The sequence below is a fragment of the Streptomyces sp. CHD11 genome, from assembly GCF_018638295.1.
In the GTDB taxonomy this organism is placed as follows: Bacteria; Actinomycetota; Actinomycetes; order Streptomycetales; family Streptomycetaceae; genus Streptomyces.
Genome location: NZ_JABTTS010000024.1, coordinates 20873 through 33799, shown reverse-complemented (window position 1 = coordinate 33799; position 12927 = coordinate 20873). Strand labels below are relative to the sequence as shown.

General features: G+C 71.2%; 8 protein-coding genes. 6 read left to right on the top strand and 2 right to left on the bottom strand.

Translation table 11 applies throughout. The annotated features are described in order from the left end of the window. Positions 1-199: 199 nt before the first annotated feature. Positions 200-1198, bottom strand: coding sequence for an aldo/keto reductase (locus tag HTV45_RS22150; protein ID WP_215207583.1), 999 nt, complete (start codon positions 1196-1198; stop codon positions 200-202). Positions 1199-1272: 74 nt separating this feature from the next. On the opposite strand from HTV45_RS22150, the gene HTV45_RS22145 reads away from it, so the two are divergent. The 6 genes from HTV45_RS22145 (at position 1273) to serA (ending at position 11279) form a co-directional block, all read left to right on the top strand. Next, entirely contained in the window at positions 1273-2226 is a 954-nt protein-coding gene (locus HTV45_RS22145; protein WP_215207582.1) for a 2-hydroxyacid dehydrogenase, read from the top strand. A 442-nt stretch (positions 2227-2668) separates the two neighbouring features. After that, complete coding sequence (locus HTV45_RS22140) at positions 2669-5665, top strand: bifunctional diguanylate cyclase/phosphodiesterase (protein WP_215207581.1); 2997 nt, start codon at positions 2669-2671, stop codon at positions 5663-5665. Between the two features lie 225 nt (positions 5666-5890). After that, a complete protein-coding gene (locus tag HTV45_RS22135) occupies positions 5891-7747 on the top strand; it encodes an acetolactate synthase large subunit (protein WP_215207580.1) in 1857 nt (618 codons plus the stop codon). 21 nt (positions 7748-7768) lie between these two features. Continuing rightward, the gene (ilvN, locus tag HTV45_RS22130) at positions 7769-8293 is read left to right on the top strand and encodes an acetolactate synthase small subunit (RefSeq protein WP_215207579.1); all 525 of its coding nucleotides are present in this window, start codon (positions 7769-7771) and stop codon (positions 8291-8293) included. A 121-nt stretch (positions 8294-8414) separates the two neighbouring features. Beyond that, a complete protein-coding gene (gene ilvC / locus HTV45_RS22125) occupies positions 8415-9413 on the top strand; it encodes a ketol-acid reductoisomerase (RefSeq protein WP_215207578.1) in 999 nt (332 codons plus the stop codon). Between the two features lie 276 nt (positions 9414-9689). Next, a complete protein-coding gene (gene serA, locus HTV45_RS22120; protein ID WP_215207577.1) occupies positions 9690-11279 on the top strand; it encodes a phosphoglycerate dehydrogenase in 1590 nt (529 codons plus the stop codon). A gap of 54 nt (positions 11280-11333) precedes the next feature. Here serA and HTV45_RS22115 read toward each other — a convergent pair whose 3' ends face one another. Next, positions 11334-12896, bottom strand: a complete 1563-nt coding sequence (locus HTV45_RS22115) for an MFS transporter (protein WP_215207576.1) — start codon at positions 12894-12896, stop codon at positions 11334-11336. Between the last annotated feature and the right edge of the window lie 31 nt (positions 12897-12927).

Genomic DNA, 12927 nt, shown 5'->3' with positions numbered 1-12927 from the left:
CCAGGTTCCCGAACGCCCGACCTCGATGCACCGGACCGCGAGCGGCATCCCCGCGCGTGCCGTGCGCAGACGCCGGTCCCGGCCCCGATCCAGGGCCGGCCCCGGTCCCGGCCCCACCACCCGGTACGGCGGCTGCCTTCCCGCCTCCCGGTACCGCGCCCCCGGATCCCGCCGTACCGGCCGCTTCCCGCACCCCCGGTCAGTCCCACGACCCCTGGGCCGCGGGCAGTCCCGCTATGTCCGCCAGGTCCTGTTCCGTCAGGCGCAGGGCCGCCGACGCCGCGTTCTCCCTGACCCACCGCTCCCGCTTCGTGCCGGGGACCGGGATCACCTGGCGGCTTGTGCCCAGCACCCAGGCCAGGGCCACCTGGGCCGGGGTGACGTGATCACCGTGCCGGCGGGCGACGCGGCGCAGGCCGGCCACGATCGGCTGGTTCGCGGCCATCATCTCGGCCGTGAAACGGGGGTGCCGGGCGCGCAGATCGTCTGCCTCGAACCCCACTCCGGGCGTCAGCGTCCCCGTCAGGAAACCGTTGCCCAGCGGCATCGCGGCCAGGAATCCGACCCCCCGCGAGGCGCACCACGGCAGCAGTGTCTCCAGCGCCTCCGGCGACCACACGGACAGCTCGGCCTCCACCGCGCTCACCGGGAACACCTGCTGCACCCGCTCCAGCTGCCGGACCGTCGCGTCGTGCAGTCGCGCGCCCGGCCGCCGGGACGAGCGGGCCCCGACCGCGCAGAGCCCCAGCGCCCTCACCTTTCCGGCCTGCACGAGTTCCGCCATCGCGCCCCAGGTCTCCTCGACCGGTATCTCCGGGTCGGCGCGGTGCAGCTGGTAGAGGTCGATGACATCGGTCTGGAGCCGGCGCAGCGACGCGTCGCAGGCTCTTCTCACGTACCCGGGACGGCCGTTGGCCACGATGTGCTGGTCGCCCACCAGCAGACCGACCTTCGTCGACACGAAGGCGTCGCCGCGCCGCTCCCTCAGCACCCGGCCGATCAGCAGCTCGTTGGTGAACGGGCCGTACATGTCGGCGGTGTCGAGGAGGGTCGAGCCCGAATCCAGCGCCTGGTGCACCGCCCTGAGCGACTCCTCGCCGCTTTGCCGGGACGTGCTGTAGGCCCAGCTCATCGGCATGCATCCGAGTCCTACGGCCCCCACCGCGAGCGCCGCCGCGCCGATCGTCCTGCGCTCCACCTGCTCGTGACCCTCCCTCTCCGGCCCCCAACCTAACCTCTGCCGCCGACAGCACCTGAACTAGCCTCCCGACCATGACTGCTGCTGACGTATGGCTTCCCTTTCCGCCGGACGAGATCGACGGTCTCCCCGAGGGCCCGCGCTACCGCTTCTGGGACGGCGGTGAGGAGTTCCCCGCCGACCCGGCCGGCTGCGCCTTCTACGTCGTGCCCTACATGAAGCCCCCGGCGGTCGGCGTACGGCCGATGCCGCTGATGCGTTCCGTACGGGTCGTGCAGACCCTGTCGGCCGGTACCGACCACGTCGAACCCGGGCTGAAGCACCTGCCGCCCGGCGTGCGCCTGTGCAACGCGCGCGGAGTGCACGAGGCCAGCACCGCCGAACTCACGCTCGCGCTGATCCTGGCCTCGCTGCGCGGCATCCCCGGATTCGTGCGGGCGCAGGACAAGGGGGAGTGGCGGGGCGGGTTCCGGCCCGCGCTCGCCGACAAGAGCGTGCTCATCGTGGGATACGGCTCGATCGGCGCGGCCATCGAGGACCGGCTCGCCGCGTTCGAGCTCACGCGGGTGGAACGCGTCGCGCGCTCCGCGCGCACCACGGAGCGCGGGCCGGTGCACCCGCTCACCGAACTGTCCTCCCTGCTTCCGCAGGCGGACGTCGTCGTCCTCTCCACCCCGCTGAACGAGACCACCCGGCACCTCGTGGACGCCGGTTTCCTGGCCCGGATGAAGGACGGCGCCCTGCTCGTGAACGTGTCCCGCGGAGGCGTCGTCGACACGAAGGCGCTGCTCACCGAGGTGGAGAGCGGGCGCATCACCGCGGCCCTCGACGTCACGGACCCCGAACCGCTGCCCACCGGACATCCTCTGTGGCGGGCGCCGGGCGTGCTGGTCACCCCGCACGTCGGCGGACCGACATCCGCGTTCCTCCCGCGCGCCGAGCGGTTGCTGCGGGATCAGTTGCGGCGTTACGTGAACCAGGAGGAGCCCGGCAACGTGGTCCTGGTCACGGGAGCGGAAGGCGCCTAGTCCGCTTCGGGTACCGTCCGCGTTTCTCCGGGCGCGGTGGGTACTCGTACATCAGGTGATCGTTACGGAGCGTAGAGAACCTATGTCCCTGAGTGACCATACTGGTGTATCGTCCCGACAGGGGCTGCGCCGCTGACCATCGGCGCGGGGGATGGACACGGATACTGCAAGGGGGGCGACGGACGATGCACGGCCTGTGGGCGAGCGATCCGACGCGGCGGAGCCGTCGGTGGCGACCATGGCGCGCGGACGCGCGCGGTCGCCGTCGCCACGGCGGCGATCACACCCGCCACCGCACCTGCCAGGACACCCGTCAGGACACCCGGTGGAGCGGCCGGCCCGAGAGCCCTCCGCGTCACCGGTGCGCCGGCCCCGGAAGGCACGCCCACCCGCCGCACGGGGTGCCGAGCGGGGCCGGAGCGGCGCGGGCGGGGAGGAACCGGTGAGCGCGCCCGCCTCCACCCGGACCCTCGACGGAGCGCTGCGCCCCCCGCCCGCCGTGCGGACGCGGCCGCCCGGTGTGCCGGCCACCGACCGCCGGCCCGGCCCGGTCGCGCAACTCGTCCTGATCCTCGTCTGCGCGGCGTACGCCGTCGGCGCCGCGCTCGGCTGGGGTTCGCGGCAACTCGCTCTGATCATGGGTGACTTCGGGCTGAGCGCCGCCGCGGGCGCCGCGGCCGTCTCCTGCTTCGTCTACGCCCGCAGCCCTCGTACCCGGTTCCGGCCCGCCTGGCTGCTGTTCAGCCTCTCCTCGGCCATGGCCTCCCTGGGCAACCTGGTCTGGGGGTGGTACGAGGTCGTGCTGGGCGTCCCGGTGCCCAGCCCCAGCTACGCCGATCTGTTCTTCCTGTGCTTCGCGCCGCCCGCGATCGTGGGACTCCTGGTGCTCGCCAAGCGGCCCGTGACCAAGGCCGGCTGGGGCTGTCTCGCCCTGGACGCCTGGCTCATCGGCGGCTCCCTGCTCACCCTCGCGTGGAGCCTCGCGCTCGCCCAGGCCGCCCAGGCCGAGGGCCCGTCGGTCGCGCACACCGCGCTGTCACTGGCGTACCCGCTGCTCGACATCGCCCTGGTCAGCATGGTGCTCGCGCTGCACTTCCGGCGTTCGGCGGTGAACCGGTCCGCGGTCAACACGGCGATCGGCGCCCTGGCGCTGACCGTGATGTGCGACGCCCTGTTCACCTCCCCGCTGCTGCACGCCGGATACCGCTCCGGACAACTGCTCGACGCGGGCTGGTTCGCCGGCTCCCTGCTCCTGGCATACGCCCCGTGGACCGCGCCGCGGGGAGGTCCGCCCGAGCGTGAGGGGCACACGCGTGTGGTCCACGAGCACCTGCCGGGCCGGCGCGGCGGCGCGGACCACCAGCACCCGCCCGCGCCCGGCGGTGACCCGGGCCGGTATCCGCTCTCCCGGCCCATCGCCGGTTCCCTCGCCGCGCTCACCCCGTACCTCGCGGCGGCCGTGTGCACCCTGGGGATCCTCTACAACGTGCTCAACGGCCGCAGCGTCGACCGCGTCGTGCTGATCACCGGCGGCACCGTGGTGCTCGCGCTCGTCGTGCGCCAGGGCATCATGCTGCTCGACAACATCACCCTCACCCAGGAACTCGCGCAGAAGGAGAACCACTTCCGGTCCCTGGTGCAGGGCTCCAGCGACGTCATCATGATCGCCGCGCCCAGCGGCATCCTCCGCTACGTCTCCCCGGCCGCCGCGGGGGTGTACGGCAGCCCCGCGGAGGACCTGGTCGGTACGGAACTGGCCGGGCTCATCCATCCGGAGGACCTCGGCTCCGTCGTCCACGAGGTACGCCGCTTCCTCGCGGCCGACCCGGTGGAGGAACCCACGACCCGCATCGAGTGCCGCTTCCGCTCCGGCGACGGGGGAGGCTGGCTGAACGTCGAGTCGACCGTCAACCGGCACCACGGCGGACTCATCTTCAACAGCCGTGACGTGACCGAGAGAGTGCGGCTCCAGGCGCAGCTCCAGCACAACGCGGAGCACGACCCGCTCACCGACCTGCCCAACCGCGCCCTGTTCACCCGGCGCGTCCAGCAGGCGCTCTCCGGCCGACGCGCCTCGGACCGCGGAGCCGCCCTCAGGGGCACGGCCGTGCTCTTCATCGACCTCGACGGTTTCAAGGGCGTCAACGACACCATCGGACACCAGGCCGGGGACGAGCTGCTCGTCCAGGCCGCCCGCAGACTGCAGGACGCGGTCCGTAAGGGCGACACCGCCTCCCGGCTGGGCGGTGACGAGTTCGCCGCCCTGATCGCCGGCGACGGAGTCCGGGACCGGGACGCCCGGGAGCGGCACATGCTGGAGCTCGCCGACCGCCTCAGAGCCACTCTCTCCCAGCCCTACGCGATCGACGGCAACGATGTCCGGGTCAACGCCTCCATCGGCGTCGCCTTCGCCGAACCCGGCGTCGGCGCGGGGGAGTTGCTGCGCAACGCCGACCTTGCCATGTACCGGGCCAAGGCGGCGGGCAAGGGCCGGGTGGAGCTGTACAGACCACACATGCAGCAGGACGTCGTCCGCAAGGCGGAACTGGCCACGCGGCTGCGCGCGGCACTGCGCCACGGCGAGTTCGCCCTGCTGCACCAGCCGGTGGTGTGTCTGGCGGACGGCCGGATCACCTCCGTCTGTGCCCAGGCGCGCTGGCGCTCGTCCCAGGGGGTGCTCTTCACCCCCTCGGAGTTCCTGCGCGTGGCCGAGGACAGTGAGAAGACCGCCGAGCTCGGCCGGTGGGTGCTGGAGGAGGCCGTCGAGCAGGCCGCCGAGCGGCACGCCATCGGTCTGCCCGTACCCGTGGCCGTCCGGCTGAGCGCCCGCAGGCTGCTGGACCGGTCGCTGCCGCTGGGCTCGATCGAGGCCCTGCTCACCCGGCACGGACTGCCGTCCGGCTCCCTGATCGTCGAGCTGGCCGACACCGACCCCCGGGTCCCGCTCGACGAACTGGAGCGCCGGCTGGCCGTGCTCAAGCGGCTCGGTGTCCGGATCGCGCTCGACGGCTTCGGTGGCGGGCTCGCGGCGATCACCGCCCTGCGGCGGCTCCCCGTGGACGTCCTCAAGCTCGACCGCAGCCTGGTCGACGGCGTGGTGGAGTCCGCGCGGCTGAACAAGATCACCGGAGGGCTGCTGCGGATCGCCTCCGACCTCGGGATGCACTCCGTCGCCGTGGGCGTGGACCTGCCCGAGCAGGCCGCGGCCCTGCGCGCCATGGGCTGTACGCACGGGCAGGGCATGGCGTTCTCCGGACCGCTGGACGAGTACCGGCTGCGCAGGGCGCTGGCCGCCGGGCACTGTCCGGTGCCGCGCGGACCGGCCGAGCCCGTGTTCGCGGGCGGCGGGCCGGGGGTGTACTCCACGGGAGTGACCGCCGTACTCAAAGGTGGCACGGCCCTGCGCTCACATCATGAGACTCCCGTCCCACCCACTTGACAGTGGGTGCGTGCCGGAGGGAGGGTCATTTCCATGCGCACCCGAATTCTCGTACTTGGACAGCGCGTCGGCTGACGCTGAGCCCCGATCGCTCAGCGACCACCCACCCGGCGCGCTCCCCTCGCTTGCCTTACGGCACGAGGGGTTTTTTGTTGCACAGGCACCTGCCGAGCAGTACGCCCAACCCGCACGAACTTCGCAAAAACCCTCAGCATCGAGAAGAGAATGCCGATGACCGAGCAGGCCTCCGGGGCCCATCACCCGCAGCCCCGGCCCCGATCCGGAGGACAGTCCGCCCCCGTCGAGCACGTCACGGGTGCGCAGTCCCTCATCCGCTCGCTCGAGGAGGTCGGCGCCGACACGGTATTCGGCATTCCCGGGGGCGCGATCCTCCCCGCCTACGACCCGCTGATGGACTCCACCCGGGTGCGTCACGTCCTGGTCCGGCACGAGCAGGGCGCCGGACACGCGGCCACCGGCTACGCGCAGGCCACCGGCAAGGTGGGTGTGTGCATGGCGACCTCCGGACCCGGTGCCACCAACCTGGTCACCCCGATCGCCGACGCGCACATGGACTCGGTGCCGATGGTCGCGATCACCGGCCAGGTCGCCTCCAAGGCCATCGGCACGGACGCCTTCCAGGAGGCGGACATCGTCGGCATCACCATGCCGGTCACCAAGCACAACTTCCTGGTCACCAAGGCCGAGGACATCCCGCGGGTGATCGCGCAGGCGTTCCACATCGCCTCCACCGGCCGCCCCGGCCCGGTGCTGGTCGACATCGCCAAGGACGCCCTCCAGGCGAGGACGGCCTTCACCTGGCCGCCCACCATGGACCTGCCCGGCTACCGGCCCGTCACCAAGCCGCACGCCAAGCAGATCCGCGAGGCGGCCAAGCTGATCACCGCCGCGAAGCGGCCGGTGCTCTACGTCGGCGGCGGAGTGATCAAGGCCGGCGCCACCGCCGAGCTGAAGGTCCTCGCGGAACTCACCGGAGCTCCCGTCACCACCACCCTGATGGGACTCGGCGCATTCCCCGACAGCCACGAGCTGCACGTGGGAATGCCGGGCATGCACGGTGCGGTCACCGCCGTCACCGCGCTGCAGAAGGCCGACCTGATCGTCGCCCTCGGAGCCCGCTTCGACGACCGTGTCACCGGCAGGCTGGACAGCTTCGCCCCGTACGCCAAGATCGTCCACGCCGACATCGACCCGGCGGAGATCGGCAAGAACCGCGCCGCCGACGTGCCGATCGTCGGTGACGCCCGCGAGGTCCTCGCCGACCTCGTCCAGGCCGTCCAGAAGGAGCACGCCGAGGGCAACCGCGGCGACTACAGTGCCTGGTGGAACGACCTGAGCCGCTGGCGCGAGACCTACCCGCTCGGCTACGACCAGCCCGGGGACGGCTCGCTCTCCCCGCAGCAGGTCATCGAGCGCATCGGGCAGCTGGCGCCGGAGGGCACGATCTTCGCGGCCGGCGTCGGCCAGCACCAGATGTGGGCGGCGCACTTCGTCCAGTACGAGCAGCCCGCCACCTGGCTGAACTCCGGCGGCGCCGGAACCATGGGCTACGCGGTCCCGGCCGCCATGGGCGCCAAGGCCGGCAGGCCCGACCGCGCCGTCTGGGCGATCGACGGCGACGGCTGCTTCCAGATGACCAACCAGGAACTCACCACCTGCGCCCTGAACAACATCCCGATCAAGGTCGCCATCATCAACAACGGCGCCCTCGGGATGGTCCGCCAGTGGCAGACCCTCTTCTACAACCAGCGCTACTCCAACACGGTGCTGCACTCCGGCCCCGGCGCGGACGGCGACGGGAAGAGCGCGGGCACCCGGGTCCCCGACTTCGTGAAGCTGTCCGAGGCCATGGGCTGCTACGCGATCCGCTGCGAGGACCCCGCCGACCTCGACAAGGTCATCGAGGAGGCCAACTCCGTCAACGACCGTCCGGTCGTCGTGGACTTCATCGTCCACGAGGACGCGATGGTGTGGCCGATGGTCGCCGCCGGCACCTCCAACGACGAGATCATGGCCGCCCGGGACGTCCGCCCGGACTTCGGCGACAACGAAGACGACTGAGAGCCGTAAAGGAAGCAGATCATGTCCAAGCACACGCTCTCCGTCCTGGTGGAGAACACCCCCGGCATCCTGGCCCGGATCGCCGCCCTGTTCTCCCGCCGAGGCTTCAACATCGACTCCCTCGCCGTGGGGGTCACCGAGCACCCCGACATCTCCCGCATCACCATCGTGGTGAGCGTCGAGGAGTTCCCGCTGGAGCAGGTGACCAAGCAGCTCAACAAGCTCGTCAACGTGCTGAAGATCGTCGAGCTCGAACCCGGGCACGCCGTCGCGCGCGAACTCGTTCTGGTGAAGGTGCGCGCCGACAACGAGACGCGCTCCCAGATCGTCGAGATCGTCCAGCTGTTCCGCGCCAAGACCGTGGACGTCTCCCCGGAGGCCGTGACCATCGAGGCCACCGGCAGCAGCGACAAGCTGTCCGCGATGCTCAAGATGCTCGAGCCGTTCGGCATCAAGGAGCTCGTCCAGTCCGGCACGATCGCGATCGGACGCGGTGCCCGTTCGATCACGGACCGGTCGCTGCGCGCCCTGGACCGGTCGGCGTAGGACGGCGAAACGGGTGGCCGGCCGCGACACCGGCCGCCCGTATTCCGAGACTGAGAAACTTCCCCTCCCCCCGCCGTCATACGGTGGGACGCAACGCCTGCACTCAAGGAGAGAACCCAAAGTGGCCGAGCTGTTCTACGACGCCGACGCCGACCTGTCCATCATCCAGGGCCGCAAGGTCGCGGTCATCGGTTACGGCAGCCAGGGCCACGCCCACGCCCTGTCGCTGCGCGACTCCGGCGTCGACGTGCGCGTCGGTCTGCACGAGGGATCGGGCTCCAAGGCCAAGGCCGAGGAGCAGGGCCTGCGCGTGGTGAGCCCGTCCGAGGCCGCCGCCGAGGCCGACGTCATCATGATCCTCGTCCCGGACCCGATCCAGGCCCAGGTCTACGAGGAGCACATCAAGGACAACCTGAAGGACGGCGACGCCCTGTTCTTCGGCCACGGCCTGAACATCCGCTACGGCTTCATCAAGCCCCCGGCCGGCGTGGACGTCTGCATGGTCGCCCCCAAGGGCCCGGGTCACCTGGTGCGCCGTCAGTACGAGGAGGGCCGCGGCGTTCCCTGCATCGCGGCCGTCGAGCAGGACGCCACGGGCAACGGCTTCGCGCTGGCCCTGTCGTACGCGAAGGGCATCGGCGGCACCCGCGCCGGCGTCATCAAGACCACCTTCACCGAGGAGACCGAGACCGACCTCTTCGGCGAGCAGGCCGTCCTCTGCGGTGGTGCCGCGGCGCTGGTCAAGGCGGGCTTCGAGACCCTGACCGAGGCCGGTTACCAGCCGGAGATCGCCTACTTCGAGTGCCTGCACGAGCTGAAGCTGATCGTGGACCTCATGTACGAGGGCGGCCTGGAGAAGATGCGCTGGTCGATCTCCGAGACCGCCGAGTGGGGCGACTACGTCACCGGTCCGCGCATCATCACCGACGCCACCAAGGCGGAGATGAAGAAGGTCCTCGCCGAGATCCAGGACGGCACCTTCGCGCAGCAGTGGATGGACGAGTACCACGGCGGCCTGAAGAAGTACAACGAGTACAAGAAGCAGGACTCCGAGCACCTGCTGGAGACCACCGGCAAGGAGCTGCGCAAGCTGATGAGCTGGGTCGACGAGGAGGCCTGAGCCGAGCCGCCCCGCGACGGCCCGGTATGTGCCGGGCGCCGTCGCGGGGCTCTGCCCCGCACCCGGTTCCTCGGACCTCCGAGGGGCCGGCTCTCCGTACCGCCTCTTCCGGGTGATCAATCCGCGGAGGCGCAGGACGACCCGCCCCGCGCCACTAGACTGGTCTCCAACAAACGCGTCAGGCCCACAGCGTCGTGCGTCTTCCACGCGGCTAGCACTTCTTCACCGCCTGCGGCCGTCGGGACGGCCGTCCGCATTGGACTTGTGAGGACTCACGTGAGCTCGAAACCTGTCGTACTCATCGCTGAAGAGCTGTCGCCCGCCACCGTCGACGCACTGGGACCGGACTTCGAGATCCGCCACTGCAACGGCGCTGACCGTGCTGAACTGCTTCCGGCCATCGCCGGCGTGGACGCGATCCTGGTCCGCTCGGCCACCAAGGTCGACGCCGAGGCCATCGCCGCCGCGAACAGGCTCAAGGTCGTAGCCCGCGCCGGCGTCGGCCTCGACAACGTGGACGTCTCCGCCGCCACCAAGGCCGGCGTGATGGTCGTCAACGCTCCCACCTCGAACATCGTGACCGCCGCCGAGCTCGCCTGCGGTCTGATCGTCGCCACCGCGCGCAACATCCCGCAGGCCAACGCCGCGCTCAAGAACCACGAGTGGAAGCGCAGCAAGTACACGGGCGTCGAACTCGCGGAGAAGACCCTCGGTGTCGTGGGCCTGGGCCGCATCGGCGCGCTCGTCGCGCAGCGCATGTCCGCCTTCGGCATGAAGGTCGTCGCCTACGACCCCTATGTACAGCCCGCGCGGGCCGCCCAGATGGGCGTCAAGGTGCTGTCCCTCGACGAGCTGCTCGAGGTCTCCGACTTCATCACCGTCCACCTGCCCAAGACGCCCGAGACCCTCGGTCTGATCGGCGACGAGGCGCTGCGCAAGGTCAAGCCGAGCGTGCGCATCATCAACGCCGCGCGCGGCGGCATCGTCGACGAGGAGGCGCTGTACTCGGCGCTCAAGGAGGGCCGCGTGGCCGGTGCCGGCCTCGATGTGTACGCCAAGGAGCCGTGCGTCGACTCCCCGCTGTTCGAGTTCGACCAGGTCGTCTGCACGCCGCACCTGGGTGCCTCCACCGACGAGGCCCAGGAGAAGGCCGGCGTCGCCGTCGCCCGCTCGGTGCGCCTCGCGCTCGCCGGTGAGCTGGTGCCCGACGCGGTGAACGTGCAGGGCGGGGTCATCGCCGAGGACGTCAAGCCCGGTCTGCCGCTCGCCGAGCGCCTCGGCCGGATCTTCACCGCGCTCGCCGGTGAGGTCGCGGTCCGCCTTGACGTCGAGGTGTACGGCGAGATCACCCAGCACGATGTGAAGGTGCTGGAGCTCTCCGCGCTCAAGGGCGTCTTCGAGGACGTCGTGGACGAGACGGTGTCCTATGTCAACGCCCCGCTGTTCGCCCAGGAGCGCGGTGTCGAGGTCCGGCTGACCACCAGCTCGGAGTCGGCGGAGCACCGCAACGTCGTCACCGTGCGCGGCACTCTCTCGGACGGCGAGGAGGTCTCGGTCTCCGGCACGCTGGCGGGTCCCAAGCACGTGCAGAAGATCGTCGCGGTCGGCGAGTTCGACGTGGACCTGGCGCTCGCCGACCACATGGTCGTCCTGCGCTACGAGGACCGTCCCGGTGTCGTCGGCACGGTGGGCCGCGTGCTGGGCGAGGCGGGCATCAACATCGCGGGTATGCAGGTGGCCCGCGCGACGGTCGGCGGCGAGGCGCTCGCCGTGCTGACGGTCGACGACACCGTCTCCACCGGGGTTCTGGCCGAACTGTCGGCGGAGATCGGGGCGAACTCCGCCCGGTCGATCAACCTGGTGTGACGCCGCCCGGGGTTTTTGCCCCCGGGCCCCGTCCGCCCCGCGACGCGGTCGTTCTCACACGCCGGGCCGGCTGAGCCGATCAGCCGGCCCGGCGTTCTGCGTGCACGTCTCCTCCGTGCACGTCCCCTTCCGCACCCGCACCCGACGCAGCGTCACCGACGCCAGCACCGCCGCCCCGGCGAACACCAGCGCGCCCGCGATCGCCGCCCCCTGTATGCCGTGGGTGAACGCCTCCCGTGCCGCGGCCGCCAGGGCGTCCCCCGTGGGGCCGGGCGAATCCTCCGCGACCGCCAGCGCGCCGCCCAGCGTCTCGCGGGCCGCCGCGGGGGCGGTCTCCGGCATCCCGGCGCGGTACACCGCGGCCCCGATGGAGCCGAGGACCGCCATGCCCAGCGCCCCGCCGAACTCCGCGCCGGTCTCCATCAGGGAGGACGCCGAGCCGGCCCGCTCCACCGGGGCGGCGCCCAGCGCGAGATCCATGATCTGGGACATCACCATGGTGACGCCCGAGGCGAGCACACCGCAGGCGACCAGGGTGAGCACCAGCGCGTCCGTGTCCACGAACCACAGCAGCGCCCAGCCGCACGCGCCGGTGGCGAAGCCGGCCGTCACCACATGGGCGCGGGGGACCCCCCGCCGCACCAGACCGGCCGCGAGCGCTGCCGCGAATCCGATGGGCACCGACGGCAGCAGCGCCCACAGGGCGGCCTCCAGAGCGCTCTTCGCGAGCACCGACTGGAGGTACTGCGTGGTGAAGAAGGCGGAGCCCATCATCCCGAACATGGTGACCAGGTTGAGGCCGACGGCCGGGGAGAAGCCGCGGCCCCGGAACAGCGCCGGGGAGATCATCGGTGAGGCGGCCGTCCGCTGCCGGTGCACGAACAGCGCGGCGAAGAGCAGACCGACGGTGACCGACACGACGTACCGCACGTTCCAGCCGTCGGACGCGATCTCCTTCAGTCCGTAGACCACCGGAAGCACGGCTGCCATCGACAGCGGAACGCTCGGCCAGTCGAAGTGCCCGGGAGCGGGATCCCTGGACTCCGGCAGCAGGATCGGACCGAGGAGCAGCAGCAGCGCCATCGCCGGCAGGTTCACCAGGAAGACCGAGCCCCACCAGAAGTACTCCACCAGCAGCCCGCTCAGCACGGAGCCGAGCGCCACGCCCGCCGTCATCACTCCCGACCACACCGCGATCGCCGTCGCCCGCTGGGCGGCGTCGGCGAAGAGCGTGCGGACGAGCGCCAGGGTGGAGGGCATCAGGGTCGCTCCGCCGAGGCCGAGTACCGCGCGGGCCGCGATCAGTGCCTCGGGGCTGTCGGCGTACGCGGCCACGAGGGACGCCGCGCCGAAGGCGGCGGCTCCGGCCAACAGCAGTCGGCGGCGCCCGACGCGGTCGCCCACCGAGCCCATGGTCATCAGCAGCCCGGCCACCGCGAAGGCGTAGATGTCGAAGATCCACAGCAGTTGTGTACCGCTCGGTTCCAGGTCGGCGCTGATCTCCGGGACGGCGAAGTAGAGGACGGAGACGTCCATCGAGACCAGGAGCAGCGGAAGCATCAGGACGGCGAGCGCGGTCCATTCACGGCGGCCCGCGCGGGCGGGAGTCGTTGTCATACCGGTGACTGTACGTACGTCTTATACGTTC

What these genes read in the sequence shown, in the direction of transcription:
- HTV45_RS22145 (WP_215207582.1), top strand. Translation starts at nt 1,273, where the DNA reads ATGACTGCTGCTGACGTATGGCTTCCCTTTCCGCCGGACGAGATCGAC.
- HTV45_RS22135 (WP_215207580.1), top strand. Translation starts at nt 5,891, where the DNA reads ATGCCGATGACCGAGCAGGCCTCCGGGGCCCATCACCCGCAGCCCCGG.
- ilvN (WP_215207579.1), top strand. Translation starts at nt 7,769, where the DNA reads ATGTCCAAGCACACGCTCTCCGTCCTGGTGGAGAACACCCCCGGCATC.
- HTV45_RS22115 (WP_215207576.1), bottom strand. Translation starts at nt 12,896, where the DNA reads ATGACAACGACTCCCGCCCGCGCGGGCCGCCGTGAATGGACCGCGCTC.